Here is a 25,617-nt window from a genome sequence, read left to right as displayed (position 1 = left end):
CCATCTGCTCGTCCGTCAGCCAGAAAAGATTGCTCATCATCAACCCCGTCAGTCTGGAGCCTTGAATCACCCGGCGGCGGCAGCTTCAAGCAGATCAATGGGTCCTGACCCTAGGCCCGTGGCTGCGGCCCCGGCCTTTGGCGTGGCGAGCGACTGATCCAGCGCCATCTGGAAAACGCAATCTTGAGTGGGGGCGGAAAGGCAGGTCGGGTCGGCCTGAGCCGGGACGACGGAGAGAAGCAGCGCAACGATGGCGAGGTGGCCGAGCGGTGGAAGCTGTTCTCCGGGAACGCGCGAGCCAATCGCCGTATGCGGGGGATTGAAAAGGACGATCTTCATCAAAGCACCTTGCAACCATGGCGCGAATAGAAACCGAGAGCGGACGGCGGTCAAGGTTTGACCTTGGCCGGGGGGCGGCTTAGAGGGAGGAAAACGCGGGGGGCGCAATGAGATTCACGGTGGCCATCGACGGGCCTGCGGCTTCGGGCAAGGGCACGATTGGCCGTGCCGTGGCGGCGCATTTCGGCTTTGCCCATCTCGACACCGGGCTGCTTTATCGTGCCGTAGGGGCCAAGGCGGGGCCGGAGGGCGATCCGGTGGCGGCAGCGCGCGATCTCGTGCCGGAAGATCTGCACCGCGACGACCTGCGGTCGGCCGGGGCTGGTCAGGCCGCGAGCCGGGTGGCCGCGATCCCCGAGGTACGCGCAGCGCTCGTCGCCTTCCAGCGGAGCTTCGCGCGGCGCGAAGGCGGCGCGGTGCTCGACGGCCGTGACATCGGCACCGTGATCTGCCCGGACGCGGAGGTGAAGCTCTACGTCATCGCCTCGGACGGGGTGCGCGCGCGCCGGCGCTGGCTGGAACTCAGCGCGAAGGGCGACCCGATCACCGAGGACGAGGTGCTCGCCGACCTCAAGGCCCGCGACCGCCGCGATGCCGAGCGCGAGGCGGCGCCGATGCGCCCGGCCAAGGACGCGGTGGTGCTCGATACCACGGAAATGACGATCGAGGTCGCGGTCGCCCGCGCTTTGGCCGAGGTCGAGGCGAAGCTCGCCTGACCGCGCCTTTGCGCTGGCGGGGTCGGGCCCCATATCGGACGCGGTACCCCTTCGTAGAAACCGATACGTCCATGCGAAAAGCCAGGCTATCAATGCGCATCATAGGGGCGGCGCTGCTCGCCCTCGCGGTGTCCGCCGCGGCGCTGCCTGCGGAGGAGCGCCCGGAAACCGGCCTACTCTGGCGTCAGGGTGACCTGCCGGCGATCTTTCCGCTTCAGGTCAAGACGCTGCCCGGGAAAGACTATTTCCTTTTCCTCGTGGAGGTTGAAACCGGGACGAACCGGCTTGCCGCCTATCTTCGCGGCGGCGAATTCTTCCGGGTTCTTGTGCCGCCCGGACGCTACGCGCTTCACATCTCTTACGGCAGCGATTGGCTGGGCGAGGCGCAGCTTTTCGGCGACGGCCCGGCGGCGGGGAGCATGATCCTGCGCGATCCCCTGAGCTTCGAGGTCAAGGGGCTCGGCCGCAAGTCGGGTCACATCGTGGATCTGCGTGGCGGCACCCACGCGTCCCCGGCTCTCGCCGGGCGCGAGGACTGGGCGCTCTGCCAGTCGCTGCGGCTCGAACCCGAGAGCCTCTTTTGGTTTCCACCAAAATGGCCGGTGCCGCGTTTCGAGCCCGACGGCGCGAGCTTGCGCCCGGTCCTGCCGCAAGACCTGCCCCCTCCGGTGCCGCGCTACGACGTCGTCGCCCGGTTCTGCCGCTGATCGGGGCCAAACGGGCGCGCGGCTCTTGCCTCGTACCCCGGAACTCTCTATAGCGGCTCCAGTCAAAAAGGCGGTGGAAGCCAAAGACGAGCATACGGGCAGGGTCGGGAGAAATCCGCGGCCCTTATCGTTTGTTCGGCGCCTATGACGCCAACCAAAGACCGGCGGAGCCAACCGCATGGCCAGAAACACATGAAAAGGAACTGAACACGCATGTGCGCTAAAGCGACGATGGAGGAATTCGAAGCCCTCCTCAAGGAAAGCTTCGAGATCGACACGCCCGAGGAAGGGACCGTTGTCAAAGGCAAGGTCATCGCGATCGAAGCGGGCCAGGCCATCATCGATGTCGGCTACAAGATGGAAGGCCGCATTGATCTCAAGGAATTCGCCAACCCCGGCGAGCCGGCCGAAATCGCCGTCGGCGATGAAGTCGAGGTCTATCTCGACCGCGTCGAGAACGTCCGGGGCGAGGCTGTCATCAGCCGCGAGAAGGCCCGCCGCGAAGAGGCCTGGGACCGTCTCGAGAAGGCCTATGCCGACGAGCAGCGCGTCGACGGCGCGATCTTCGGCCGCGTCAAGGGCGGCTTCACCGTCGATCTCGGCGGCGCCGTTGCGTTCCTGCCCGGCTCGCAGGTCGACGTCCGTCCGGTCCGCGATGCCGGCCCGCTCATGGGCATGAAGCAGCCGTTCCAGATTCTCAAGATGGACCGCCGCCGCGGCAACATCGTCGTTTCGCGCCGCGCGATCCTCGAAGAGTCCCGCGCCGAGCAGCGCGCCGAGGTCATCGGCGCCCTGTCGGAAGGCCAGACCGTCGACGGCGTGGTCAAGAACATCACCGAATACGGTGCCTTCGTTGACCTCGGCGGCGTGGACGGCCTGCTCCATGTCACCGACATGGCGTGGCGCCGCGTGAACCACCCGAACGAGATCCTGAACATCGGCGAGACCGTCAAGGTCCAGGTGATCAAGATCAACAAGGAAACCCACCGCATCTCGCTCGGCATGAAGCAGCTTCTGTCCGATCCGTGGGATACCGTGGAAGCGAAGTTCCCGATCGGCTCGGTCCACAAGGGCCGCGTCACGAACATCACCGATTACGGTGCGTTCGTGGAGCTGGAAGCCGGCGTCGAGGGCCTCGTCCACGTCTCCGAGATGTCCTGGACCAAGAAGAACGTCCATCCGGGCAAGATCGTCTCGACCTCGCAGGAAGTCGACGTCATGGTGCTCGAGATCGACACTGCGAAGCGTCGCGTCTCGCTCGGCCTCAAGCAGACGATGCGCAACCCGTGGGAAGTCTTCTCGGAAACCCACCCGGTCAACACCGTCATCGAAGGCGAAGTCAAGAACATCACCGAGTTCGGTCTGTTCATCGGCCTCGAGAACGACATCGACGGCATGGTGCACCTCTCCGACCTCAGCTGGGAACAGCGCGGCGAGGATGCGATCCAGAACTACCGCAAGGGCGACGTGGTCAAGGCCGCCGTCACCGAGGTCGACGTGGAGAAGGAGCGCATCTCGCTCTCGATCAAGGCGCTCGACGCCGACACGTTCTCCGATGCGGTTGACGGCGTGAAGCGCGGCTCGGTCATCACCACCACGGTCACCGCGATCGAGGATGGCGGCATCGAGGTCGAGTACAACGGCATGAAGTCCTTCATCCGCCGTTCGGACCTCGCCCGCGACCGCGCCGACCAGCGCCCCGAGCGCTTCCAGGTTGGCGACCATGTCGACGCCCGCGTGACCAACGTGGACTCGAAGACCCGCCGCCTCGGCCTGTCGATCAAGGCGCGCGAGATCGCCGAAGAGAAGGAAGCCGTGGAACAGTACGGCTCGTCCGACTCGGGCGCCTCGCTCGGCGACATCCTCGGCGCCGCGCTGAAGGGCAACAAGTAAGCATCGCTTTTGCGACGATAAGGAAAGGCCCCGCGGTTACCGCGGGGCCTTTTCGTTTCCGCCGGGCGACGGGCGCGCCGCCCCGCCGGGCGAATCACGGCGCGCGCGCCCACTCCGCGCCCGTCGTTATTCGGCATCCCTCCCTGCCGGTGACCGGGCTGTGGCTTCGCCTTGGCGGGCCCCGGTTGTTCAATTCTTGCCGAGCGGGCGGAAATGCTGCTTTTCCAAAGGCTTTCCTGTTTGTCGAGTCGCGCTTTCCGCCTATAGTTTCGGGCGAAGAAAACTGCGGCTGGCAACCAAGCCGGCACGCGAAGGGGGGTTCCGTATGATCCGGTCTGAACTGATCCAGAAGATTTCCGAGGAGAATCCACATCTCTTTCAGCGCGACGTCGAGAGGATCGTGAACACGATCTTCGAGGAGATCATCGAGGCGCTCGCCCGTGGCGACCGGGTCGAACTGCGCGGTTTCGGCGCGTTTTCGGTGAAGAAGCGCGACGCCCGTATCGGCCGCAACCCCCGCACCGGCGAGTCGGTCGAAGTCGAGGAGAAGCACGTGCCCTTCTTCAAGACCGGAAAGCTCTTGCGGGACCGGCTCAACGGGGGGTAAGGATCGCGCATGTTGCGCATGTTCCGCCTGATTTTTCTTGCCCTTCTGGCCATCGCCCTCGTAGCGGTTGCCTCGGCAAATCGTGACACGGTGACCCTGCGGCTCCTGCCGCAGGAACTCGACGCCTATCTCGGCTTCGGCTGGTCGGCGGAGTTGCCGTTGTTTCTCGTGATCTTCGCCGGCATCGTCGCCGGGCTCGGCATCGGTTTCGTCTGGGAATGGTTCCGCGAGGCCAAGCACCGCGCCGCCGCGAGCCAGCACAAGCGCGAGGCCGGACGGCTGGAGCGCGAGGTGTCCCGGCTCAAGGCCGCCAAGCCCGAGCCCGAGGACGACGTGCTGGCGATTCTCGAAGGCAAGGGCGCGGCGCGCTGAGCGTATCCCCGCGCCCGACCGGAGCCGGAAACGACCGCATGGACCAGATCCGCGTGAAAATCTGCGGGCTTCCCGATAAAGCCCATGTCGAAGCCGCCGTGACGGCGGGGGCGGCCTACCTCGGCTTCGTTTTCTTCGCGAAATCGCCGCGCCATCTCGAAATTGCCGACGCTGCCCGGCTCGCCCTCGACGTGCCGCCCGGAGTGGCCAAGGTCGCGCTGACGGTGAACGCTACCGATGCCGAGCTTGACGCGATCACCGGCGCGGTGCCCCTCGACATGCTCCAGCTCCACGGCACCGAAAGTCCCGACCGCGTGGCCGAGGTCCGCGCGCGCTACGGCCTGCCGGTGATGAAGGCGGTGGGCGTCGCGGGTCCCGAGGATCTTGCCGCGCTCGATGCCTATGGCCGGGTGGCCGACCAGCTTCTGGTCGACGCCAAGCCGCCGAAAGGGGCGGCGCTTCCCGGCGGCAACGGGCTCGCTTTCGACTGGCGGCTCGTCGCGAAGAAATACTGGCCCTGTCCCTGGATGCTCGCGGGTGGACTCACCCCCCTGAACGTCGCCGAGGCGATCCGGCTCACCGGCGCGCGGCAGGTCGACGTGTCGTCAGGCGTGGAAAGCGCGCCGGGCGTCAAGGATGCCGAGCTGATCCGCGCCTTCATCGCCGCCGCCCGCGGCGCCGTCCCGGCATGACCCGCTTCCGCGAGGGCCGGCGCGAGGATGTCGTGGCGGTGATCGCGCTTCTCGCCGACGACGACTACGGCGCCGGGCGCGAGACCGCGCCGCTCGACGCCTATCTCGCCGCCTTCGATGCGATGCAGGCTGAGGGCACGAACCACCTGATCGTCGGAGAGCGGGACGGCCGCATCGTCGCGACCTATCAGATGACCTTCATCACCGGGCTCTCGCACCGCGCCACGCGCCGCGCCCAGGTCGAAAGCGTCCGTGTCGCCGCCGACCTGCGCGGCCAGGGGATCGGCCGGGCGATGATGGCGGATGCCGAGGCCCGCGCCCGCGCCGCCGGTTGCCGGATGATGCAGCTCACTACCCAGAAGGGCCGCAACCGGGCGCGGGAATTCTACGACCGGCTCGGCTTTACCCCATCCCACATTGGCTATAAACGCGAGTTGAGCCCCTGAAGGAGACGCGACGATGGCCGACGACCTGTTCAACAGCTTCATGAACGGACCCGACGAGCGGGGCCGCTTCGGCGATTTCGGCGGCCGCTTCGTCTCGGAAACGCTGATGCCGCTGATCCTCGATCTGCAGGCCGAGTACGAGAAGGCGAAGACCGACGCGAGCTTCTGGGCCGAGATGGACCATCTCTGGAAATACTATGTCGGCCGGCCCTCGCCCTTGTACTTCGCCGAGCGCCTGACGACGCATCTCGGCGGCGCGAAGGTCTACATGAAGCGCGACGAGCTGAACCATACCGGCGCGCACAAGATCAACAACGTCTTGGGCCAGATCATCCTTGCCCGCCGCATGGGCAAGACCCGGATCATCGCAGAGACCGGCGCCGGCCAGCATGGCGTGGCCACCGCGACGGTCTGCGCCAAGTTCGGGCTGAAGTGCATCGTTTACATGGGCGCGCATGACGTCGAGCGGCAGGCGCCGAACGTCTTCCGCATGCGCCTCCTCGGCGCCGAGGTCGTGCCGGTGACCTCTGGCCGCGGCACGCTCAAGGACGCGATGAACGACGCGCTTCGCGACTGGGTGACCAATGTCCGCGACACGTTCTACTGCATCGGCACGGTCGCCGGTCCCCATCCCTACCCGGCGATGGTCCGCGACTTCCAGTCGATCATCGGCAAGGAGGTGCGCTGGCAACTCGTCGAGCAGGAGGGCGAAGGCCGGCTTCCCGACACTGTCATCGCCGCGATCGGCGGCGGCTCGAACGCGATGGGGCTCTTCTTCCCGTTCCTCGACGATCCGTCGGTCAACATCATCGGCGTCGAAGCGGGCGGCAAGGGCGTCGACGAGCGGATGGAGCACTGCGCCTCGCTCACCGGCGGGCGGCCCGGCGTTCTGCACGGCAACCGGACCTACCTCTTGCAGGACGAGGACGGCCAGATCCTCGAAGGCTTCTCGATCTCGGCGGGCCTCGACTATCCCGGCATCGGCCCCGAGCACGCCTGGCTGCACGAGACCGGCCGCGCGAAATATGTCGCGATCACCGACAAGGAGGCGCTGGAGGCGTTCCAGCTTAGCTGCGCGCTCGAAGGGATCATCCCGGCGCTGGAGCCCTCCCACGCGCTCGCCCATGTGATGAAGATCGCTCCGACGCTGCCCAAGGACCACATCATCGTGATGAACATGTGCGGCCGCGGCGACAAGGACATCTTCGCGGTCGCAAAGCACCTCGGGTTCGACATCAAGACCTGACCCGGGCGGGTGATTCCCGCGCACGAACGTCTCTCGCCGGCCCGGCCCTGCCGTGGCCGGCGTTTTTCTGCCAGCCGTCCTTGCGTTGAAATCACACCGTTTTTTCGGCGGACTCCGCGCCCAGCGCGATGACCGGCGGCGGACCGCCGACCGTGTGAAACTGCGTGGCACATTCTCGACAAAAAGTCATTGTATGCGTTGACCGCAACAGCGGCGCCTTCCAGCCGGGACTGTCCCGAATGGAGGATCAAACGAGGCACGAACAACCTGTCGATCAGGAGGACGCGATCTTGAAGCACTTGTTGACACTTGCAGTCGCACTAACGCTTGGCGCCACCATGAGCCACGCCGAGGGCGCGATGGAACAGGGACTCATCGATGACGATGACGCCATCCTCGAGGCGGACGATTCCAGCGTGGATGGGTCCGGCTCGGCGGAAACGGACGCGGACGGGTCAGGTGGCTTCGTTCTCGCGCAGACCGATCGCCACAAGGGCGGCGGCGAGAGCGACTCGGACGGATCGGACGACAGCGATGACGACGACGGCGACGATTCCGACGATGACGGGGACGATTCAGACGACGGCGGCGACGATTCGGACGACGGCGACGATTCCGACGGCCGTGACGATTCCGACGATTGAGCTTGCGACGGTAGCGCGGATCTGACCGGTCCGCGCCCGCCTGCCACTGTCTCGCCCCCTCCTAGCCCAGCGCGTAAGTGCTGAGCACCGAGAGCGGCAGGACTTCCAGAGCGCGCGCATGGGTGGCGGCAAGCCGCACTCTCGGCGCGCAGCCCTCGTCATGCGCCTGGGCGAAGCGTACCGCGCAGAGGCACCACGAATCGCCCGGCTTCAGCCCCGCGAAGCGCAACTCCGGGCGCGGAGTCGTCAGGTCGTTGCCGACGTATTTCGAGAAGGCGAGGAACTCCGCGGTCATCACCACGCAGACCGTGTGGCTGCCGCGATCCTCGACACAGGTATTGCAGTGCCCGTCGCGGAAGAACCCGGTCAGGGGCGCGGTTGAGCAGGGTTCGAGCGGACCGCCAAGGACGTTGAGAGAAGGCATCGGCTCTACCATGGCAGGCTCTCCGGTTCGGGTGGCCGCCAGTCGATCCAGCGGCCGTGAAAGTCGGCGCGGCCGACATCGTGGCGCTGCCCGCCCGGCCACAACGTCATCGACAGCCCGGCGCCCGGGGCGCGGCCATCCGCCTCCATCGCGACGAGCGCAAGCGGCGCTTCAGAACTGCTGCTTCGGCCGGCGGCGGCCAACAAAGCGGTACCGCGAGCGCGCGCGGCCTTGGGGAAATACTGCCATGCCACCGTATGGAACACCATATGCAGCCGCCCTTCGACAGGCGTCGCAAGGCGGCGTTCGAGGAAGTCGATCGCGTCCGCCCGCTCGACCCGAAGCCGCAGCCGGGCGGCCTCTTCAAGCGCCGCGCGCATCCGCTCCAGCCGCGCCGGCTGGTCGGGCCAGATGAACGAGAGCAGCCGTGTTCGCTCCGTCACCGGATCAGGCGGCGCGAGATCGGCGCCGGCGCGGCCGGCGACATGCAGAAGAACGTCCTCAGGCAGAGCGCCGCGCCAGTCCGGGCTCAGCCGCACCGGCGCGCCTTGCGGCCCGAACCACCGGCCACCGACGCAGAGCGCGTAGCGGTCCAGCAAGAGGTTCAGCCCGGCGCTGGCGCCAAGCTCGCTCAGTTCCAGCGGCAGCCCGGTCCGGGCGGCAAGCCAACGCGCCGCGGCGATGAGAAAGGCCGAACGGCCGACCTCGTTGGTCTGCGGCGCATGGTCGAGCCGGCGGTCGATCCAGGCCTCTTCGGCGACCACCGCCGCGCCGATGGCGGCCCAAAGCGCATCGTCCGCCGCCCCTGCCGGCGGATAGAGCGCGGCAAGGCCCGGCGCCCGCCGCTCCAGCACCAGCCCGTGCAGCGCGCCGGTCAGGCGCAGGGGCACCGATGCGCCACGCGACGTCGGATCCCCCTGCCAATTCGCGATCCGCGCGGCGACGCGACCCTCCGGCAGACCGCGCGCGGCGATGAGGTCGAGCAGTCGGGCGGTGAACGGCGATCCGAGCGCGGCGCAGTTCACCGCCTGCTCCCGGAATGCCGCGCGCCAGTTCACCTGAACCGGTCCATGAGGCGCTGGAGCGGGGAGCGGGTATCCTCCTCCGGCGCGGGTTCGGCCGCCTTCGCCGGCGCTTCCGGCTTCGCCGTGCTGTCCGCGCCCCCCGAGGATCGCGGCGGCGCGGTCCTGAGCGACACCGCGTTCATGAACCGCGTCGCGTCGCCGGCGGCAAGCGCCGCCGCCCCGTCCGAGATCCCGCGCATGAGGTCGTCGAGCCAGCCCGCCTCGGCCTTGGCGAAGTCCGACAGCACATAGGGAGAAACGCGGTCCTTGTGGCCCGGATGGCCGATGCCGAGCCGCACCCGCTCATAGCCCTCGCCGATGTGCTGGTGGAGCGACCTGAGCCCGTTGTGCCCGGCATGGCCGCCACCGGTCTTCACCCGGACCTTGCCGGGCGCGAGGTCGAGCTCGTCGTGAAAGACGGTGACGTCGCCGGGTTCAAGCTTGTAGAACCGCATCGCTTCCCCGACCGACTGGCCGGACAGGTTCATGAACGTCCCGGGCTTCAGGAGCGCCACCCGTTCGGTCCCGAGCCGGCCTTCGCTCACCAGCCCCTGGAACTTCGCCCGCCACGGGCCGAAACCGTGATCCGCGGCGATCCGGTCGACCGCCATGAAGCCGATATTGTGGCGGTTGCCCGCATATTTCTGGCCCGGATTGCCGAGCCCGACGAAGAGCCGCATCTCGCCCCCATTAATTGCGCGGCCACCCTAGAGCCGAGCCCCGACCGGCGCAACCGCGCCCCCGGCCGCCGGATCACACATAGAGGGACCGGACGACACCCCGGCGGGGCTCGGAAAAGCGTGCCGCCGCCCCTTCATCCTGCCCCAGGTATGCCCGCCGGCGGCGGGCCGCCACGAGGGCACGCCGCACAAGGTTACAAACGAAAACGCGGGACCCGAGGGCCCCGCGCTGACTGTATCGCGATGGACGGAGGATTACTCCTCGTCGCCCTCTTCGACTTCCTCGCCTTCCTCGGCATCGGTCGACCGCAGGCCCGAGGGCGCCGCGATGTTGGCGATGACGAAGTTGCGCTGGATCGTCGGCTTCGCACCCTTCGGCAGCTCGATGTCGTTGATGTGGATGACATCGCCGATGTCGCGGCCCGAGAGGTCGACGGTGATGTGATCGGGGATATCGCCCGCGGTCACTTCCAGCTCGACTTCCGGACGCACCACCACGAGCGTGCCGCCCTTGCGGAAGCCCGGCGCCTTGTCCTGGTTCACGAAGTCGACGTGGATGTAGAGGCTGATCCGCGAGGTGCGCTTCAGCCGCATCAGGTCGAGATGGGTCGGCAGGTCCTTCACGACATCGCGCTGGACGTTGCGGCAGATCACGCGGACGTCTTCTTCGCCCTCGACCTTGAGGTTGAAGAGCGTCTGCAGGAACCGGCCCTGCTTCAGCTTCTTGAGAAGCATGTGATAGTTGACGTTGATAGCGATCGGATCCTTGCCGCCGCCATAAACGATGCCGGGTACGTTGCCCTCACGACGAGCTTGACGAGCGGCCCCCTTGCCTGTCCCCGTCCGTACCTCGGCGATAAGATCGGGGATCTCACCAGCCATTGGTCTCTCCATAGGTTAAAAGGGCATCCTCCAAGGGTGCATGCCCATGAAGCGGGGCGTATAGACGGGATCGGCCGCGAAGGAAAGCGGATTCTTGACCCCCTGCCCTCACGCGAAACCGTCGAGGAACCCCTTCGGGATCATCAGGTTGTGGCGGCCGAGCCTTGTCACCGCGGTCTCGCCGCAAAGCGCCATCGAGGTGTCGAGCTCCTTGTGGATCACCTGAAGCGCCTTCGTCACCCCCGCCTCGCCCATCGCCCCGAGCCCGTAGACGAAGGCCCGCCCGATCATCACGCCCTTCGCGCCGAGCGCCACCGCCTTGAGCACGTCCTGGCCCGAGCGGATGCCGCCGTCCATCCAGATCTCGGTCTTGCCTCCGACCGCCGCGGCGATCTCCGGCAGCATCCGGATCGACGACAGCGCACCGTCGAGCTGGCGTCCGCCGTGGTTCGACACCACGATCGCGTCGGCACCCAGCGCCGCGGCGCGCTCGGCATCCTCGGGCTCCATCACGCCCTTCAGGATCACCTTGCCGCCCCACATGTCCATGAGCTTGCGGATCTTGTCCCAGTTGAGGGCGTGGTCGAACTTCTCGGCCGTCCAGGCCGAGAGCGAGGCAGGATCGCTCACGCCTTCGACATGACCGACGATATTGCCGAAGAACCGCCGCCTGGTGCCCAGCATCTCCAGCCCCCAGCTCCATTTGGTGGCGAGATTCAACATCGTCGGGATCGTCAGCTTCGGCGGGGCGGAAAGGCCGTTCTTGAGGTCTCGGTGGCGCTGGCCGAGGATCTGAAGGTCGACGGTGATCACCAGCGCCGAACAGCCCGCCGCCTTCGCCCTATCGATGATCCGGCGATTGAAGTCGTCGTCGTTGAGCGTGTAGATCTGGAACCAGAACGGCTTTTCGACATGGGCGGCCACGTCCTCGATCGAGCAGATCGACATGGTCGAGAGCGTGAAGGGCACACCGAACTTTTCCGCCGCCCGCGCCGCCTTGATCTCGCCATCGGCGTTCTGCATCCCCGTCAGCCCGACCGGCGCCAGCGCGACCGGCATCGTCACGCGCTGGCCCGCCATCTCGGTCGCGGTCGAACGCCCGGTCATGTCGACGGCGATCCGCTGCCGGAGCCGGATCTGGGCAAAATCCGTCGAATTCTCGCGGAAGGTCTGCTCGGTCCAACTGCCCGACTCGGCATAATCGTAGAACATCCGCGGCACCCGGCGCCGATAGAGACGCTTCAGATCGTCTATGCAGGTGATCACGGGCATGGCGGCCTCCGATTGGATTGGTTATTTTTCTTTACCAATTTATCGAGCACCTGACAACCCGCTTCCGGCTTGCGCTTCGGCGCGGCGCCCTGTGCACTGGCTTCCGGAAGCACGGTACACGGAGACGATCCTCTGGGCCTTTCTCACCAGCCTCGCCGAGGGGCCGACGACCGACGTCGGCGCGACCGCCCGGCGCAGGTCAGAGCATGTGCCAGCTGCCGATCAACGCCGCCTGCCCGTGCCGCACCCCGTCGCGGTCGACGACATTCCACAGGACCGTCCGCGCGATCCGGAACCGCTGCCCGGTCGCGGAAATGCGGATCCCCTCGTAATCGTCGATCCAGCCCTTTTCGAGCGCCGCTGCGAGCAGCCGGGAGCGGTCGCCCTGGATCGCCGGGTCGGCCTCGGCCGAGTGGCGCGAGGGCAGGCGCGTGAAGCGCGCCCAATCCAGTTCCCAGAGTGCGAGCGCGGTGGCATTGGCGTAGCAGAAGACCGGATCGGCCTCGGTCCCGTGCGCGACGATGGGATCGGGCAGCCGGAACAACGCCTCGGCCAGCGCCGGGCCGACGAGGCCCGGCACGAGGTCGCGTCCGGTCAGGCGCCGGAAACTGTCGACAAGAAGCGCGCTGTAGGCGGCGACCTCGGGGCGCCGGAACGGTTCCGCCGCCTCAGGCGGCATGCGCGCCCGCGGCAAGCCCTTCGACGAAGGCGAGGATTTCGGGCACCGGCTTGCCCTCGCCCACCATCTTGACGATGGCCGAGCCGACGACGGCGCCGTCCGCGACCGAAGCGATCCCCTGCGCCGTCTCGGGCGAGCGGATGCCGAAGCCGACGATGACCGGCAGGTCGGTCGCGGCCTTGATCCGTGCCACTTCCGGACCGACATCGCCCGCCTCGGCCGCCGCCGCGCCGGTGATCCCGGTGATCGAGACGTAGTAGACGAAGCCGGACGTGTTCTGCAGCACCTTCGGCAGCCGCCGGTCATCGGTCGTCGGCGTGGCGAGCCGGATGAAGTTCATCCCCGCCTTCTGCGCCGGGATACAGAGCTCGTCGTCCTCCTCCGGCGGCAGGTCGACGACGATCAGGCCATCGACCCCGGCCGCCTTCGCATCGACGAGGAACTTGTCCACGCCGCGCGAATAGATCGGGTTGTAGTAGCCCATCATCACGATCGGCGTCTCGTCGTCGCCCTTGCGGAACTCCGCCACCATGTCGAGCGTCTTCTGCAGTGTCTGCCCGCCCTCGAGCGCGCGCTGGCCCGCGAGCTGGATCGTCGGCCCATCGGCCATCGGATCGGTGAAGGGCATGCCGAGCTCGATCACGTCGACGCCGGCGCCGGGCAGGCCTTTCATCAACGCGAGCGAAGTCTCGAGGTCCGGATCGCCCCCCATGATATAGGCCACGAAAGCCTTCTTTCCGGAGGCTTTCAGGGCGGCGAACCTGGCGTCGATGCGTGTCATGGGCGTCCCTTTCTCGGTATCGCCCCGATGTGCAGAAACGCGCGGGGAAAATCAATGGCCAGCTTACCCTTGGGTGCGTCTCATCCGGCCGGCGGGACCGAGCTGCCTTCCTCCTGGCCTGCGGCCGGCAGCGAGTAATGCGCCTGAACCGCCCGCCACGCGCCATCCTCGCGCTGAAGCACATAGGTCACCCGCGCCGGCAGGGTCATGTCCTGGCCGCCCGCCGTGATCTCGAACGCGCCGTCGGACGACACCCAGGCGATGTCGCCGGCGGCGGAGACCGCGGGGTTGAACAGCTTGATCGCGATGGCGTCGGTCTGCGCCCAGTCGCGCTTGACCTGGGCCTCGATGGCGGCGGGCCCGACCGGCTTTTCGTCCGCGCCGGTGCCGAACACCGTCACGTCCGGGTCCGTCCCGAAACAGGCCATGAGCTCCTTCAGGTTCCGTTTTGCATAGTGTTCGGAAATCGCCGCGATCACTTGCTTGATGTCGGCTTCCGTCTTCCCATCGGCTTTCATCTTCACGTCCCCCTGTCAGGCCGGTCTGGCCGGCATTCTCCCAGATGAAAAGGCTCCGTGCGCCGGAGTTTAACCGGAATTGCCGATTCTCTTGTTCGGAAATTAGTCGCGCGCGACGGGCGAGGGTCAGCGGCCGACGCTGGTGAACTCTTCGCGGGGATCAGGACCAATACCCAGCCAGCCTGCGGTCACCTCGGCGAGATGTTCGCGCAGGCGCGATTTCTCATCCGAGCCTTCAAGCGAGGCGGTGATGAGGTCCGCGCCGACATGGGCTGCCAGATCGGCATCGACCTCCGCCGGTTCGGTGAGCGCCGCACCGGTGTCCGCATCCACCGCCCGGATCGAATAATGGATGTTGTAGACAGCGGAGGGAGCATTCACCATCGCGATCGGTGTGACCCCGTGGAACTCCCTGAGCACCACCTCGAGCTTGACCGGTCGATCTCCGACGAGGCCCGTCGTGCCTGCCGCGATGCCGTCATTGAGGATAGCCGAAACCTGCGCGCGACGATCGCCGTCGGGATCGCCATGCCAGACAATATCGGCAGGCGGCATGAGGAGGTTTTCGTCGCTGACGGTCAGTTTCTCGGGGATCAGGACATCGACCTCGTGGACATGCCAGGTCCGCGTCACCTCCGCGTCGAGCGGTGCGGCGTAGTCAGTGGACCAGTGCGTCGCGCAACCGGTCAACACGAGGCAGGCAATCAGGGGTTTCAACCAGCTCATCGGATCCTCACTCACAACACGTTCAATGCCCACCAGGATCGGTGCCGGCCAGAACGAGGGCACCGTGGCCCAGTTTGACTGTGCATTCAACCAGCCGACTGTATTCACCTGCGTTAAAGGCAAAACGCTTGCCGAAATGTTGACCGGATGGCCACACTATCGGGCCCGAAGGGAGCCTGCGGCAGCATTGAGCGGAACCGAGGTTCATGCGAGGATGGCCGAGGGAGGCGCCATGCCGGTGATCCGCTTCACCGCCAATCTTGTCCGACACCGTCCGGTGCCCGAGATCACCGCCGGCGGCGTCTCGGTGCGCGAGGCGCTCGAGGAGGCCTGGGCGGGCGATCCGCTGCTGCGCTCCTACATCCTCGACGAGCAGGGGCGGCTTCGTAAACATGTCAACGTCTTCGTTGACGGCGAGATGGTCACCGACCGGCTGCGGCTGTCCGACCCGGTGGCGCCGGGGGCCGAGATCTACGTTCTGCAAGCACTTTCAGGAGGATGACAGATGGGCCGGCTCTGGGTGGGTACGCGCAAGGGGCTTTTCCGGTTCGTGGCCGATGGCACGGGCTGGCGCCAGGACGGCCCGCCCGCCTTCCTCGCCGCGCCGGTGAGCCAACTGCTCGAAGACAAGCGTGACGGCGCGATCTATGTCGCGCTGAACCACGGCCATTTCGGCTGCAAGCTGCACCGCTCCGACGATGACGGCCGGAGCTGGGCGGAACTGCCCTGCCCCGCCTATCCCGCCTCGGACGCGCCCGACGCCCCGGCGCTCGAGATGATCTGGGCACTTGCGCCCGCGGGCGCCGACCGGCCCGGCGAGCTCTGGACCGGCACGCTGCCCGGCGGGCTCTTCCACAGCGCCGACCGCGGCGAAAGTTGGCGCCTGGTCGAGAGCCTCTGGGACGTGCCGCAGCGGGCGAAATGGTTCGGCGGCGGCTATGACCACCCCGGCATCCACTCGATCCTCGTCGATCCGCGCGACAGCGACCGGATCGTCCTTGGTGTCTCTTGCGGCGGGGTCTGGCTGACCGAGGACGCCGGCGTGACATGGAAGCAGGGCGGCCACGGCCTGCGCGCCGATTTTCTGCCGCCTGACCAGGCCACGGATCCCACGAGCCAGGACCCCCATCTCATCGCCCATTCCGCCGCCGATCCCGACCGGATCTGGTGCCAGCACCATTGCGGAATCTTCTCCTCGAAGGATGGCGGCCGGACCTTCGCCGAACACAGCGCCAATGCCCGCCCCTCCGCCTTTGGTTTCGCCGTCGCGGTCCACCCCGCGCGGCCCGACCACGCCTGGTTCGCACCGGGCGTGAAGGACGAATGCCGGGTGCCGGTCGACGGCAGGCTGGTCGTCACCCGCACCACCGATGGCGGCGCCACATTCGACGCGCTCTCGGCCGGCCTGCCGCAGGACAATGCCTATGACCTCATCTACCGCCACGCGCTCGTCGTCGACGACAGCGGCAAGCGGCTCGCGATGGGGTCCACCACCGGCAATCTCTGGACCTCGGCCGATGGCGGCGATAGCTGGTCGCTCGTCTCGGCAAACCTGCCGCCGATCGCGCAACTCGCCTTCGCCTGACCCTGCGGGGCTTGACCGCGGCGACCCTTCCCCCGTAGATGCGCCCGACCTTAAAGGAGGGCGCGCAAATGGGCTTCAGGATGGGCATCGTCGGTCTGCCGAACGTGGGCAAGTCGACGCTCTTCAACGCGCTGACCCGCACCGCCGCGGCGCAGGCCGCGAACTTCCCCTTTTGCACGATCGAGCCCAATGTCGGCGAGGTCGCGGTGCCCGACGCGCGGCTCGACAAGCTTGCCGCCATCGCCGGCTCCAAGCAGATCATCCCGACCCGGATCACCTTCGTCGATATCGCCGGCCTCGTCCGCGGCGCCTCGAAGGGGGAAGGTCTCGGCAACCAGTTCCTCGCCAACATCCGCGAGGTCGATGCCATCGCCCATGTGGTCCGCTGCTTCGAGGACGGCGACGTCACCCATGTCGAGGGCCGCATCGACCCGATCGCCGATGCCGAGACGATCGAGACCGAGCTGATGATCGCCGACATGGAATCGATCGAACGCCGGCTCGCCAACATCGCCCGCAAGATCAAGGGCGGCGAAAAGGAGGCGGTGGCACAGGAACGGCTGATGAAGCAGGCGCTGGCCTCGCTCGAGGCCGGCAAGCCGGCCCGCACCGTGCAGGTCTCCGAGGAGGACGCGAAGGCCTGGGCCATGCTCCAGCTCCTGACCTCGAAGCCCGTGCTCTTCGTCTGCAACGTCGAGGAAGCCTCGGCCGCCACCGGCAACAGCCAGTCCGCCCGCGTGGCCGAAATGGCCGCGAAGCAGGGCGCCGGCCATGTGGTGATCTCGGCCAGGATCGAGGAGGAACTGGCCCAGATGCCTGCGGAGGACGCAGCCATGTTCCTTGAGGAAATGAGGCTCGAGGAGGCCGGGCTCGACCGGCTGATCCGTGCGGCCTATGACCTCCTCGGCCTCCAGACCTATTTCACCGTGGGTCCCAAGGAGGCCCGCGCCTGGACGATCGAGAAGGGTACGCTCGCGCCGCAGGCGGCCGGCGTCATCCACGGCGATTTCGAGCGCGGCTTCATCCGCGCCGAGACCATCGCCTATACCGACTACATCGCCGGCAACGGCGAAGCCGGCGCCCGCGAGGCCGGCAAGTTTCGCGTCGAGGGCAAGACCTACGAGGTCAAGGACGGCGACGTCCTGCACTTCCTCTTCAACGCCTGATCACCTCGGCCCGAACCGCGCTCACTGCCGCGACTTGTGGATCGCTCCCTCGAGGATCTCGTTGCTCATCCGCACCAGCTTGCCACCCTCGGCAACATACTGGTCGAGCGCCTTCTGCAGGAACTCGCGCTGGATGCGCAGGAGATCCGCAGGGTTGCGGCAATGCAGGATCGCATGCTGGGTCTTGACGTCTTCGGCAATCCGTTCGGCCACGAACTGCGCGGCCTCTCGCCCGAGATCCCCCATCCCTTCCAGCCACGCCATGTAGATCTGCGCCACGGAACCGGCGTCCGCGGTCTGCAGTTTGGTCATCGCCTTGAGCGCCGTGTCGCCCGGGTCTGACAACGTTACCCGCGAGGTCGTCTTCTCGGCCATCTTGCGTCCTTTCTGAGTCGTCGCGGGCAAGATTCTACCCGCTTTTCCCCGGCCCACCTTAACTCGGCGCAATCCCCGCATCGAGTGCGCGGATTTTCGCCGAACGCCATCGGGGTACAAATTTTGTATTATTTCAATCGCTTGATTCGCGGACACCAGACCAACCGCTCACGCCCTGTGGCCGAATTCCGCGTGCCGGGCATCCTTCATGAGCTTGTCGAAATCCGCGCCCGTCACCGAGATCAGGGTGCGATGATCGCCGCCCTCGAACCAGACCCTGTCTAGTCCGGCGAGGCTTTCGTCGATCACGACCGGCACGCCATAGGCCGCCCCGACCGGCGGCGCCGCCCCGACATCGCAGTCGTCGAAGATCTCCTTCACCTCGGTCTCGCTCGCCAGCCCGAGCCGGCGGTCGAGGATGCCCTGAAGCGTGCTCAGATCGACCCGGTGGCTGGATGGAACGACCGCGAGGACATGGCCGTCCTCGAGGTGGATCGCCACCGATTTCGCCAGTTTGTCGCCGGGGATATGCGCGGCCTCGGCCGCCTCGCTCGCGGTCGCGGTGCGGGGATGGGAGACGGTTTCGTAGGGGATGCCTTTGCCGTCGAGATGCGCCTTGAGGCGCTTCGCAATCGTCATGGTGACCTCCGTGCCAATGGGCGCGCGGACCGCGGAACGCGAGCGCCTCGCGCCGGCTTCCTGAACGCCCATTCTGCGCCTCATCCCGCGACCCGGCAAGTCAGGGTTGCACACAACCGCCCTTTCCCCCTTGCTCAGCGCCGCCCCTGCGATTAAACGGGTCGACGGAGACGTGGCCGAGTGGTCGAAGGCACACCCCTGCTAAGGGTGCAGACGGGGAACCGTCTCGAGGGTTCGAATCCCTTCGTCTCCGCCATTTTTTAACTCAACCAATTGAAAATATTGCAGAAATTGTTAGCATTTGCAGCACCCCCACCAAGTTACCCGCCATAAGAAAAACGCTTACTCGAACTCGTACCGCGCCTGAGTTTCTTCAACCCTGTGCTTGCCAGAAACCTTTAGTTCTTGCTCTGAGCAGCGGTTTCGCCGGACGCCTCAGTCTGACAATCGCATGCACCCGACCCAACAATCAGGTGAGCTTGCGCCCCCTAAACCTCTCATGTGGTCCCGCGCACCGACAAAGGCAACGCCCATATTGGGATTGAAGCAATGAACCTTCAGTGATCAGATAGCTCGCACGCAAGCAGTTGATTCTAGTGGAATTCCGATGATTGATATCGACGAGTTGAATGCGGATGCCTCGGTGACGGCGGAAGGCATCGCAGAGCGTATCCTCGCTTGGGCTAAACACAGAAACTTGTTTGACAAGGTTCCCCTAGAAGAGGGCATTGAGGAAGACCAAAACGAGCTACGGATTGGAAGTACGGCCTTCCAAGCACAGGCCGCAGAGCAAATTCTTCGAAAGAGGTCTATCAATCTGATCGGATTTTCGGAGCCCGAAAAGAAAATAGTAATCTTTACTCATACCAAAGTAACCAAAGGCGACGAAAAGGCTCTGCCATTCAGTATCTCCGGATACAAAATCGAATACATGCAAGGCGGCATCGCCCAAGTTAAGGGAAACCCTCCGCCGCCACAACGCCCGCTTCCCTTCTACCAGAGAAAGGGCTTCTACGCTTGCGGCTCTTCCATTTACCCTGCCCATTGCACTGGCGCAGGGACTTTTGGACTCATCGTGGTGGACGCAAATGGCCAGTTGTACGGACTGACCAACAACCACGTTTCCGGTGCCTGCAACAACGCAATGCCGGGCCTTCCTATCTTGGCGCCAGGTCCGCTAGATGCGACTGAGACGGCTTGTGATCCATTCACAATCGGCAGGCACAGCCGATTACTGCCCATAAACGACGGCATACCAGAGAACATACAGATTGATGACAACTGGGATGCAAGTATCTTTGCCCTGTCTGACCCGGCTCGTGTCACCTCGTTCCAAGGCGACAAATATGATACGCCCCCAAACGTCTCGGACCCGCAACCAGGAATGCGGGTGCGCAAGGTTGGCAGGACAACCGCACTGACATCAGGCGTAATCGTCGCCCAGTCCGCCAGTCCCGTACCGGTAGCTTATACCGTGAATGAGTATGGCGTGAAGAAAAACGTTTGGTTCAAAAAGGTGTTCATCGTAGTGGGCGATGATGGGGTTCCCTTCTCAAGGTCGGGCGACTCGGGATCACTTGTCGTCGCCAGAAATGCTGCAGGCGAAGAAGTCGCTGTCGGCTTAGTGTTTGCGGGAAACGAGCAGCGTGGTATATCGTTCATATTGCCATTGGCAGATATCCTTCAAAGGTTAGACGTCCACATCGTCTCGGGACACAATGTATGAGAAAAATCAGGAGGTTGTGATCGCGGCAAGAGAGCTTGCGCGCGAGTTGGCCCTTCCGAGTTGGAGGGCTAGCGTATTTGCTTGGTCTGAAGGCAGAAGACAAAAAATTGTGATCTCTGGAGACAAGGATTGGCTCGCGTGTCACGCTGACGTTCCGAAAGTGTTTCGAGGTTTCCCAGTGGTGCTTGAGGACAGTTTTGATGCTTCGGCAAGCCCTACGATCCACTAACCTTACTAATACTAGAACGCTCCCGTTCGCCCACCCTATCTCTCTGATCTCTCAAACAAACTCATTGCCGCCGCCATTCCTCGGTCCATCCCCGCGAACAATTGCCGTGCCGCAATAACGGATGGTTCTTGTTGGATGAACCGCGCCCAGTCCTCGCCGAATGGCACAGTCTCTGCCCGGGATGACCGCGAGCCGCCTGAGTATGAAGAGGCGAACGGCCGCTCCAAGCCCACAACTAACTTCAAGCGCCATTGAGGCACCTAAGTTCAGTCCGTGCACGGAAAGGCCTTCGGTAGCGACAGGAGCAAAGCCACCGTGAAAGGCATGTCCCATTTATCCGGGTTGTCTTCTGCCCAACCTACGAAAGCTTGAGTTGCCGAGTATGCAGGGTAGTCGCCGTTCGGGAGAGACATAGTTACCTCGGCCGGTATCTGGCCGCCCTCGTGTCTAACCGAAACGCATCCGGACACCATTACCTGCATAACGCCCGTCACTGCGCCGAGGCAGAAACCTTCAGGCAATCCGGCGTTGAACCGCATCGCCGCAACCTCGCGGCACACGCTTAACATGTCTCCCACTGTGTCGATACGCTGCTCGGCGCTAACAGCGGTAGCTGAGAGGCAGGACAATAGAGTAAAAATCACGCTTCGCATCGCATACGCCTGACATTGCAACATCTTGAGGCTATGCAAGAGCAGCCTGAATGTCCAATGCCTCATGCCGCGTCGCCTCGGGCTGTCTTCCGACATGAGATTATTGGAGGGTTATTAGTCTGCGTGCATTCCAATTCCACCTTTTTGCCCAAGTCGCGTAGCAGGCGCTCGACGTCTTGGGCTTCTCGCACAAGCTCGTTGATCTCACGCCGCTCCTCGATCCACGCTCCCGACCGCATGCCGTGCCGCCAGGACGGGTGGTCTTTGCCGGGAAGATGCCCGCCGCCCGCGCCATGCATCCTGCATACCCGCCAGCCCTTAACAGCCGGATTACGGCACGGAAGGCCAGTGCGCTTTGAATGAGCGACGCAGCGAGGAGATAAAAACAACTGCTCGACATTTCGTGCCATTGTTAAGCTCCGTCGTTCGCCTTGGTCGACGCGATGGCAGGGTAAGCCTCCGCGAGCTCAGTGAACCTGTCCTCCAACGCTCGCATCCGATTGTAACGTCTCTCGTCGAGCCATGCCCAAGAGCTAGGCACCCAATACCTAGATGCGGTGTTGCTGTTCGCCGCAAACTCCAGCACGGATTGATACTGATCGGCGCGCGCGTAGAAATAGGCCCCTGGAACCCGAGTGGTTCCACCTTCGAAGCCTCGCTTCCAGTCATGGTCCCGCATTTCGGCAAGCAAATTGGCAGGTCTCATGTCTGAGTGACAAGCCGCTTGTGACACGAGCAATACCGAGAGTGCTGCCTCCAAGGCGGAAATTTGCGCTCTTTGTTCTTCGATCATTTTTTCAAGAGCACTTAGTCGATCAGCTATGTTGACTTCCGTTTTTTCACTCATGGCTTCATCACTCATACGATTTCTCCCGGCTGCGGTTTTTCACATTTTGGCAAAGACTTCAGAAAGTCACTAACAGATTCATGCCATTAGCTATGGGTGCATGGGGTTGTCGTCATCATTCATCGGCGGCCCTCCCCCCATGCTCCACGTTGCCCACAATGGCTTGCCCGCCGTTTTCCACTGTGACGCGCTCGACTCGGACCAATTGCTGGCCCTTGGAGCGATACCGTTTGAGCGTATCCATCTGCGCCGCGTAGCTGCGCAGCAGCTTGTTGAAAGCCCGCTCGGCGGAATCTTGTTGCGGGATGTTTTCGACATGGTTCAGGCGGCGGGCAAACATCATCGCCGCTTGATGGGTCGCCGCCATTTGGGCGAGGAGCAGCATTTCTGCCGCATCCTGAGGCTTCATCGCATCCACGAAGCCCAGCGCGACATTGGTGGCTTCCACATCGAGGCGCTTTCCCTGTGAGCCAAGGTTGGTCAATTGCTTCAGAACGCCAGCTCCGACGTTTTCATTCTCGATCCCGGCATTGAACCGCGAGTAATCCCCCGAGGCGGTGATCTCCAGGGTGTCATTCTCCAACTTGAATGCCACTGAGGGCGCTTCCCGGCGCTTCCGCGCGGGCAGGTCGGCTTTCGTCGGTTTAGTTTTGTCGGTCACAGGATCGCCCCCACGAAACTCAAGAAGGGTGAAATCGCCATCAAGAAGCGGTCGAAATCTGCCCCACTTGGCACGTCCGACTGGCTTGCCGCGTCTTGCCCCACTACCACCCACCCCCCTTTAGGGGTGGGGTGGTGGGGCAGTGTGGCAGGTCGGGGGATTTGCCCCACTGCCCCACCTTGCCCCACCTCGGTTTTCAAGGTGGTGGGGTCTATTCGTTTGCCCATTCGCCCACCTCCAAGCATGGCCTCTTGTTCCTCTTGGCATCTTCATGCTGCACCTCTCGCAGCGCCCCGGCGCCGACCCACGTCTTCAACATGCGGGTGATCCGGGCCTTTTCCTTCACCGCATCGAGGCCGAGGACAGAAGCCACGACTGCGCCCGCCCAATCGGCCTTGGCCTGGTTGCTGGCACGGGGTGGTTTGCCCGCTTCCCACGCGTCCCGAATGCCAATCTGAACGGCCAGAAGGTCAGCAACGCTGATACCGTCGAAGTCGTCGGGCCATTCCCACGCCTCGGTGACCCCGACGCTATCGCCGTTCGGCAGATCAACCGAAACCATGCGCCGCCACACACGCTTGCCCGGTGGGGCAAGGTTTGCCTTGTCGCGGTCGATGCTGAAATAGGTGTTGGGGTCCGAAGAAACCCCGGCGTCGGCCTTCTGCGCCTCCCCCATGCGGTTGAGGACGCGGGCGGATCGGGCTGCGCCCAACAATGCCACAGCACCACGGCTGCTTTCCGAGGAAGCTTCCTCGCCACCCAGCTTGCGCGTGTGATGGACAAGTTCAATAGCGCAACCGCACCGCTCTGCGATCCGGCCCCACTCCTTTGCAACCAGATCAATCGCGCCGTTGTCGTTTTCGTTGACCATGTGCGACGAAACGAAGGGGTCTACGATCAGCACGTCGATGTGTCGGGCCTCGATTTCCGCGATCACGGCGGCCACTTCGGGCGCGTTGATCGTCACCCCGTCGCGCGCCTGAGTGGCGGTGCACAGGCCGCGCTCCCGCCCGCTATCGACAAAGAGCCGCCCGTCGAGCGCCTCGGGCTGAACGCGGTGGTGCAGCATGGTTGCCGTGACTCGTCGCTCAAGTTCGTCTCTCGGGTCTTCGAGGTTCAGCACCCAAACCCGGAGCGGCCCCGAAACCCAATCGCTCAGGAGGCTGCGGCCCGAGGCCATCGCCACCGCCTCGCAGATGGTCAGAGACGACTTCCCCACTCCACCGGGGGCAACCGTCACACTGACGAAGCGGCGGATCAAGTGCCGCCCGTAAAGCCATTGCCGAGGGGTTAGGGTGGCAGGATCACGCCACTCGAAGAGGGTCGCCTTTATCGGTGCATGCTCGCCCGGTGGAATGAACGCGATGGGCTGCGGGGTGACAATGGTCAAGCGGCAGCCCTCCCCTGCAACACGTCATTCCAGTCGAGGCCCTGAGGCGCGGGCAGAAGCGACACCTGCCAGCCCCGAGCATGAGCGGCACCCGCCAGCACCCGGCCCGCGCTCTCGCCCGCTTCGTCTCCGTCCGTCGCGACGATCAGACGACCTGGGCGCTCGGGCAGGCGCAGCGCCTTCATGCCGGGGGCAGAGAGAGCCGCCCATACAGTCGCGGGGCCTTGAAGAAGACCGCTACATAGACTCAAGCCCGTTTCTATGCCCTCACACACGACAATCGGCCCCGGCCCGCCACAGAGCGGCACGGCCCCGCCTGCGCACGGTCCCAGCATCATCTTGGCGCTGCCAGTGATCCTGGTTCCCGTCTTCTCGAAGAAGGTGCGATGCACGGCCCCGGTGGAAACCTCGGCCACAAGTGCAGAGAGCCAGCGCCCGCTCGGCGCATGGTGCAGGTCCGAGGCCCAGCGCAGTGACGGCGGCAGGGCGCAGGTGATGCCCCGGCCTCGCAAGTATGCCTCGCCCTTCGTGCCGGTGATCGGTTTGGCGCGGCACCAGAGGGCGCGGGCCTTGTCCAGTTGCGCCCGTTCATAGTCGGCCCCTTTCGCCTCGGCTTCGCGCTGGGCGACGAGATCAGAGGCGAGGTGATCGAGCGGCACGCCGACCGCCTTCACGATTTCACGGAAGTCGCAACCGCCCTTGTGGCAGTAGGCCAGAAGCCTGCCGCCTTCATCCCGAAGCGAGAGGGCGCGTTGATCGGCGCGGCGTTCGGGCTGGCAGACAGGGCACGGCGCATTGCCGTTCTTGCCGTGCCAGTCGCCGCCTAAGGCCAGGGTGATATGACGCGCATCCGTCATTCGCGGCCCTCCCCACAGGCAAGCCGGGCGAGGATGAACGTGACGGGGCCAGAGAGGCCGCACAGGCGGCGCAGATGGGCGAGGCGCAGGGTGATCATGCCGCCACCCCCACGCCGTCCAAGCGGGCCACTGCGCTGTGCAGGAAGTAAACCCCGAAGTCCCCCGCCCCGGCTTCCTTGTCGCCGGGGTAAAACACGGTCTCCACGTCCAAGCCGCATTCATGTTTGAGGATGCAGACTATATCGGAGATCCGCACTGGCGAGGCGCAATAGACCGGTCCTTGCATCAGCAGGTCCAGGATTTGACGACGGCGCTTGCGCAAGTTCGCGGTCACGGTTTCGCCGTCCCGGCGCGTGATCCGGTATTGCGCCGGGGAGCGGTCTTTCGGCAGATCACCCACGCGATAAATGCGCTGGGCATTGCGGGGCGGTGTATTATTGGGTTTCATGCTCGGCCCTCTAATCGGTTGAAACCAGAGAGGCGCTCGACTAAATATTGCGTATCGCCCGCAATAATAGAGCCGCCGCCCCTTGTTCGGGTGGCGGCTTTCTTACGCGGTAGCTTTAATACGGGTGGCTTCCCAAGCCTCGATATCCGAGAGCTTCCAGCGGGTACAGCCTGGGGTCAGGATCACTGGCTTCGGGAAACCTTGCGTCTGTGTCCAACGCCACGGCGTCGCCCTATGTGTCAACGGCGGCGTAAAAACCGTCCACGTGGCGGAGCAAAACTCGGCCAGTTGAGCGTGCATGTCGTTGAGTGTGGGGAACGCGTCGCGCCCCGGCAGACGCGCTCTTCACATAG

At 64.8% G+C, this 25,617-nt stretch carries 30 protein-coding genes and 1 tRNA gene; 14 read left to right on the top strand and 17 right to left on the bottom strand.

All coding sequences use genetic code 11. The features are described 5' to 3' along the window. Window positions 1–66 precede the first annotated feature (66 nt). On the bottom strand, window positions 67–339 hold the full coding sequence (locus OM960_RS22960; RefSeq protein WP_264773609.1) for a hypothetical protein: 273 nt from the start codon (window positions 337–339) through the stop codon (window positions 67–69). A 107-nt stretch (window positions 340–446) separates the two neighbouring features. Between OM960_RS22960 and OM960_RS22955 the strand changes: the two genes are divergently transcribed. From OM960_RS22955 to OM960_RS22915, 9 genes are all read left to right on the top strand, one after another. Beyond that, window positions 447–1,055, top strand: a complete 609-nt coding sequence (locus OM960_RS22955) for a (d)CMP kinase (RefSeq protein WP_264773608.1) — start codon at window positions 447–449, stop codon at window positions 1,053–1,055. Window positions 1,056–1,147: 92 nt separating this feature from the next. After that, window positions 1,148–1,762 (top strand): hypothetical protein, encoded by a 615-nt coding sequence (locus OM960_RS22950; protein ID WP_264773607.1) that lies wholly within the window; start codon window positions 1,148–1,150, stop codon window positions 1,760–1,762. A gap of 213 nt (window positions 1,763–1,975) precedes the next feature. Next, complete coding sequence (rpsA, locus tag OM960_RS22945) at window positions 1,976–3,655, top strand: 30S ribosomal protein S1 (protein WP_263336802.1); 1,680 nt, start codon at window positions 1,976–1,978, stop codon at window positions 3,653–3,655. A 325-nt stretch (window positions 3,656–3,980) separates the two neighbouring features. Next, window positions 3,981–4,262, top strand: a complete 282-nt coding sequence (gene ihfB / locus OM960_RS22940) for an integration host factor subunit beta (protein WP_263336805.1) — start codon at window positions 3,981–3,983, stop codon at window positions 4,260–4,262. An 18-nt stretch (window positions 4,263–4,280) separates the two neighbouring features. Beyond that, entirely contained in the window at window positions 4,281–4,634 is a 354-nt protein-coding gene (locus tag OM960_RS22935) for a lipopolysaccharide assembly protein LapA domain-containing protein (protein ID WP_354003576.1), read from the top strand. 38 nt (window positions 4,635–4,672) lie between these two features. After that, on the top strand, window positions 4,673–5,326 hold the full coding sequence (locus OM960_RS22930) for a phosphoribosylanthranilate isomerase (protein WP_264773605.1): 654 nt from the start codon (window positions 4,673–4,675) through the stop codon (window positions 5,324–5,326). Further along, entirely contained in the window at window positions 5,323–5,772 is a 450-nt protein-coding gene (locus OM960_RS22925; protein WP_263336809.1) for a GNAT family N-acetyltransferase, read from the top strand. Before OM960_RS22930 ends, OM960_RS22925 begins: the two co-directional genes overlap by 4 nt. A 13-nt stretch (window positions 5,773–5,785) precedes the next feature. Continuing rightward, on the top strand, window positions 5,786–7,018 hold the full coding sequence (gene trpB / locus OM960_RS22920) for a tryptophan synthase subunit beta (protein ID WP_263336811.1): 1,233 nt from the start codon (window positions 5,786–5,788) through the stop codon (window positions 7,016–7,018). A gap of 239 nt (window positions 7,019–7,257) precedes the next feature. After that, entirely contained in the window at window positions 7,258–7,662 is a 405-nt protein-coding gene (locus OM960_RS22915; protein WP_264773604.1) for a hypothetical protein, read from the top strand. Between the two features lie 61 nt (window positions 7,663–7,723). Here OM960_RS22915 and OM960_RS22910 read toward each other — a convergent pair whose 3' ends face one another. From OM960_RS22910 to OM960_RS22870, 9 genes are all read right to left on the bottom strand, one after another. Then, a complete protein-coding gene (locus tag OM960_RS22910) occupies window positions 7,724–8,098 on the bottom strand; it encodes a DUF2237 family protein (RefSeq protein ID WP_264773603.1) in 375 nt (124 codons plus the stop codon). Next, on the bottom strand, window positions 8,092–9,144 hold the full coding sequence (locus OM960_RS22905; RefSeq protein WP_264773602.1) for a DUF2332 domain-containing protein: 1,053 nt from the start codon (window positions 9,142–9,144) through the stop codon (window positions 8,092–8,094). Before OM960_RS22905 ends, OM960_RS22910 begins: the two co-directional genes overlap by 7 nt. After that, the gene (pth, locus tag OM960_RS22900; protein ID WP_264773601.1) at window positions 9,141–9,830 is read right to left on the bottom strand and encodes an aminoacyl-tRNA hydrolase; all 690 of its coding nucleotides are present in this window, start codon (window positions 9,828–9,830) and stop codon (window positions 9,141–9,143) included. The genes OM960_RS22905 and pth overlap by 4 nt, the downstream gene beginning before the upstream one ends. Window positions 9,831–10,085: 255 nt before the next feature. Beyond that, window positions 10,086–10,712 carry a 50S ribosomal protein L25/general stress protein Ctc gene (locus tag OM960_RS22895; protein WP_263336827.1) on the bottom strand — a complete coding sequence of 209 codons (627 nt, stop codon included), beginning with the start codon at window positions 10,710–10,712 and terminating at the stop codon, window positions 10,086–10,088. A 108-nt stretch (window positions 10,713–10,820) separates the two neighbouring features. Next, window positions 10,821–11,984, bottom strand: a complete 1,164-nt coding sequence (locus tag OM960_RS22890; protein ID WP_264773600.1) for an alpha-hydroxy acid oxidase — start codon at window positions 11,982–11,984, stop codon at window positions 10,821–10,823. 199 nt (window positions 11,985–12,183) lie between these two features. Beyond that, window positions 12,184–12,663, bottom strand: a complete 480-nt coding sequence (locus OM960_RS22885; protein ID WP_264773599.1) for an MEKHLA domain-containing protein — start codon at window positions 12,661–12,663, stop codon at window positions 12,184–12,186. Continuing rightward, window positions 12,653–13,444, bottom strand: coding sequence for a tryptophan synthase subunit alpha (gene trpA, locus OM960_RS22880; protein WP_264773598.1), 792 nt, complete (start codon window positions 13,442–13,444; stop codon window positions 12,653–12,655). Before trpA ends, OM960_RS22885 begins: the two co-directional genes overlap by 11 nt. Window positions 13,445–13,524: 80 nt before the next feature. Then, window positions 13,525–13,962 carry a nuclear transport factor 2 family protein gene (locus OM960_RS22875; RefSeq protein ID WP_263336835.1) on the bottom strand — a complete coding sequence of 146 codons (438 nt, stop codon included), beginning with the start codon at window positions 13,960–13,962 and terminating at the stop codon, window positions 13,525–13,527. Window positions 13,963–14,088: 126 nt separating this feature from the next. After that, the gene (locus OM960_RS22870) at window positions 14,089–14,796 is read right to left on the bottom strand and encodes a DUF6778 family protein (protein WP_264773597.1); all 708 of its coding nucleotides are present in this window, start codon (window positions 14,794–14,796) and stop codon (window positions 14,089–14,091) included. A 106-nt stretch (window positions 14,797–14,902) separates the two neighbouring features. Between OM960_RS22870 and OM960_RS22865 the strand changes: the two genes are divergently transcribed. From OM960_RS22865 to ychF, 3 genes are all read left to right on the top strand, one after another. After that, window positions 14,903–15,190 (top strand): MoaD/ThiS family protein, encoded by a 288-nt coding sequence (locus tag OM960_RS22865; RefSeq protein WP_264773596.1) that lies wholly within the window; start codon window positions 14,903–14,905, stop codon window positions 15,188–15,190. 3 nt (window positions 15,191–15,193) lie between these two features. Continuing rightward, the gene (locus tag OM960_RS22860) at window positions 15,194–16,273 is read left to right on the top strand and encodes a WD40/YVTN/BNR-like repeat-containing protein (RefSeq protein ID WP_264773595.1); all 1,080 of its coding nucleotides are present in this window, start codon (window positions 15,194–15,196) and stop codon (window positions 16,271–16,273) included. A 68-nt stretch (window positions 16,274–16,341) separates the two neighbouring features. Beyond that, a complete protein-coding gene (gene ychF, locus OM960_RS22855; protein WP_264773594.1) occupies window positions 16,342–17,439 on the top strand; it encodes a redox-regulated ATPase YchF in 1,098 nt (365 codons plus the stop codon). Window positions 17,440–17,460: 21 nt separating this feature from the next. Here the strand turns inward: ychF and OM960_RS22850 are convergent, their stop codons facing one another. Both OM960_RS22850 and OM960_RS22845 read right to left on the bottom strand, forming a co-directional pair. Continuing rightward, window positions 17,461–17,814, bottom strand: coding sequence for a phasin family protein (locus tag OM960_RS22850; RefSeq protein WP_263336850.1), 354 nt, complete (start codon window positions 17,812–17,814; stop codon window positions 17,461–17,463). A 168-nt stretch (window positions 17,815–17,982) separates the two neighbouring features. Continuing rightward, a complete protein-coding gene (locus OM960_RS22845; RefSeq protein WP_263336852.1) occupies window positions 17,983–18,453 on the bottom strand; it encodes an aminoacyl-tRNA deacylase in 471 nt (156 codons plus the stop codon). 166 nt (window positions 18,454–18,619) lie between these two features. On the opposite strand from OM960_RS22845, the gene OM960_RS22840 reads away from it, so the two are divergent. Together OM960_RS22840 and OM960_RS22835 are read left to right on the top strand one after the other, a co-directional pair. Continuing rightward, a tRNA-Ser gene (locus tag OM960_RS22840) sits at window positions 18,620–18,709 on the top strand. Window positions 18,710–19,060: 351 nt separating this feature from the next. Continuing rightward, entirely contained in the window at window positions 19,061–20,179 is a 1,119-nt protein-coding gene (locus OM960_RS22835) for a S1 family peptidase (protein ID WP_264773593.1), read from the top strand. A 1,294-nt stretch (window positions 20,180–21,473) separates the two neighbouring features. Here OM960_RS22835 and OM960_RS22830 read toward each other — a convergent pair. The 5 genes from OM960_RS22830 to OM960_RS22810 all read right to left on the bottom strand — a co-directional run bounded on the left by OM960_RS22830 (window position 21,474) and on the right by OM960_RS22810 (window position 25,264). Continuing rightward, entirely contained in the window at window positions 21,474–21,923 is a 450-nt protein-coding gene (locus OM960_RS22830; RefSeq protein ID WP_264773592.1) for a hypothetical protein, read from the bottom strand. A 100-nt stretch (window positions 21,924–22,023) separates the two neighbouring features. Continuing rightward, the gene (locus tag OM960_RS22825; RefSeq protein WP_264773591.1) at window positions 22,024–22,569 is read right to left on the bottom strand and encodes a hypothetical protein; all 546 of its coding nucleotides are present in this window, start codon (window positions 22,567–22,569) and stop codon (window positions 22,024–22,026) included. 211 nt (window positions 22,570–22,780) lie between these two features. Beyond that, window positions 22,781–23,959 (bottom strand): AAA family ATPase, encoded by a 1,179-nt coding sequence (locus OM960_RS22820; protein ID WP_264773590.1) that lies wholly within the window; start codon window positions 23,957–23,959, stop codon window positions 22,781–22,783. Continuing rightward, entirely contained in the window at window positions 23,956–24,816 is an 861-nt protein-coding gene (locus OM960_RS22815; protein ID WP_264773589.1) for a toprim domain-containing protein, read from the bottom strand. Before OM960_RS22815 ends, OM960_RS22820 begins: the two co-directional genes overlap by 4 nt. Window positions 24,817–24,910: 94 nt before the next feature. Beyond that, window positions 24,911–25,264, bottom strand: coding sequence for a hypothetical protein (locus OM960_RS22810; protein ID WP_264773588.1), 354 nt, complete (start codon window positions 25,262–25,264; stop codon window positions 24,911–24,913). Between the last annotated feature and the right edge of the window lie 353 nt (window positions 25,265–25,617).

It is taken from the genome of Defluviimonas salinarum (genome assembly GCF_026013545.1).
GTDB classification, from domain to species: domain Bacteria; phylum Pseudomonadota; class Alphaproteobacteria; order Rhodobacterales; family Rhodobacteraceae; genus Albidovulum; species Albidovulum salinarum.
The sequence above is the reverse complement of the archived record's forward strand: the minus strand, read 5'-3'. Positions and strand labels throughout refer to the sequence as shown.

What these genes read in the sequence shown, in the direction of transcription:
- ychF (WP_264773594.1), top strand. Translation starts at nt 16,342, where the DNA reads ATGGGCTTCAGGATGGGCATCGTCGGTCTGCCGAACGTGGGCAAGTCG.
- OM960_RS22910 (WP_264773603.1), bottom strand. Translation starts at nt 8,098, where the DNA reads ATGGTAGAGCCGATGCCTTCTCTCAACGTCCTTGGCGGTCCGCTCGAA.
- pth (WP_264773601.1), bottom strand. Translation starts at nt 9,830, where the DNA reads ATGCGGCTCTTCGTCGGGCTCGGCAATCCGGGCCAGAAATATGCGGGC.
- OM960_RS22860 (WP_264773595.1), top strand. Translation starts at nt 15,194, where the DNA reads ATGGGCCGGCTCTGGGTGGGTACGCGCAAGGGGCTTTTCCGGTTCGTG.
- OM960_RS22915 (WP_264773604.1), top strand. Translation starts at nt 7,258, where the DNA reads ATGGAGGATCAAACGAGGCACGAACAACCTGTCGATCAGGAGGACGCG.
- OM960_RS22815 (WP_264773589.1), bottom strand. Translation starts at nt 24,816, where the DNA reads ATGACGGATGCGCGTCATATCACCCTGGCCTTAGGCGGCGACTGGCAC.
- trpB (WP_263336811.1), top strand. Translation starts at nt 5,786, where the DNA reads ATGGCCGACGACCTGTTCAACAGCTTCATGAACGGACCCGACGAGCGG.
- OM960_RS22930 (WP_264773605.1), top strand. Translation starts at nt 4,673, where the DNA reads ATGGACCAGATCCGCGTGAAAATCTGCGGGCTTCCCGATAAAGCCCAT.
- OM960_RS22885 (WP_264773599.1), bottom strand. Translation starts at nt 12,663, where the DNA reads ATGCCGCCTGAGGCGGCGGAACCGTTCCGGCGCCCCGAGGTCGCCGCC.
- OM960_RS22875 (WP_263336835.1), bottom strand. Translation starts at nt 13,962, where the DNA reads ATGAAAGCCGATGGGAAGACGGAAGCCGACATCAAGCAAGTGATCGCG.
- ihfB (WP_263336805.1), top strand. Translation starts at nt 3,981, where the DNA reads ATGATCCGGTCTGAACTGATCCAGAAGATTTCCGAGGAGAATCCACAT.
- OM960_RS22835 (WP_264773593.1), top strand. Translation starts at nt 19,061, where the DNA reads ATGATTGATATCGACGAGTTGAATGCGGATGCCTCGGTGACGGCGGAA.
- rpsA (WP_263336802.1), top strand. Translation starts at nt 1,976, where the DNA reads ATGTGCGCTAAAGCGACGATGGAGGAATTCGAAGCCCTCCTCAAGGAA.
- OM960_RS22960 (WP_264773609.1), bottom strand. Translation starts at nt 339, where the DNA reads ATGAAGATCGTCCTTTTCAATCCCCCGCATACGGCGATTGGCTCGCGC.
- OM960_RS22810 (WP_264773588.1), bottom strand. Translation starts at nt 25,264, where the DNA reads ATGAAACCCAATAATACACCGCCCCGCAATGCCCAGCGCATTTATCGC.
- OM960_RS22935 (WP_354003576.1), top strand. Translation starts at nt 4,281, where the DNA reads ATGTTCCGCCTGATTTTTCTTGCCCTTCTGGCCATCGCCCTCGTAGCG.
- OM960_RS22830 (WP_264773592.1), bottom strand. Translation starts at nt 21,923, where the DNA reads ATGAGTGATGAAGCCATGAGTGAAAAAACGGAAGTCAACATAGCTGAT.
- OM960_RS22925 (WP_263336809.1), top strand. Translation starts at nt 5,323, where the DNA reads ATGACCCGCTTCCGCGAGGGCCGGCGCGAGGATGTCGTGGCGGTGATC.
- OM960_RS22890 (WP_264773600.1), bottom strand. Translation starts at nt 11,984, where the DNA reads ATGCCCGTGATCACCTGCATAGACGATCTGAAGCGTCTCTATCGGCGC.
- OM960_RS22955 (WP_264773608.1), top strand. Translation starts at nt 447, where the DNA reads ATGAGATTCACGGTGGCCATCGACGGGCCTGCGGCTTCGGGCAAGGGC.
- OM960_RS22845 (WP_263336852.1), bottom strand. Translation starts at nt 18,453, where the DNA reads ATGACGATTGCGAAGCGCCTCAAGGCGCATCTCGACGGCAAAGGCATC.
- OM960_RS22865 (WP_264773596.1), top strand. Translation starts at nt 14,903, where the DNA reads ATGGCCGAGGGAGGCGCCATGCCGGTGATCCGCTTCACCGCCAATCTT.
- OM960_RS22895 (WP_263336827.1), bottom strand. Translation starts at nt 10,712, where the DNA reads ATGGCTGGTGAGATCCCCGATCTTATCGCCGAGGTACGGACGGGGACA.
- trpA (WP_264773598.1), bottom strand. Translation starts at nt 13,444, where the DNA reads ATGACACGCATCGACGCCAGGTTCGCCGCCCTGAAAGCCTCCGGAAAG.
- OM960_RS22850 (WP_263336850.1), bottom strand. Translation starts at nt 17,814, where the DNA reads ATGGCCGAGAAGACGACCTCGCGGGTAACGTTGTCAGACCCGGGCGAC.
- OM960_RS22950 (WP_264773607.1), top strand. Translation starts at nt 1,148, where the DNA reads ATGCGCATCATAGGGGCGGCGCTGCTCGCCCTCGCGGTGTCCGCCGCG.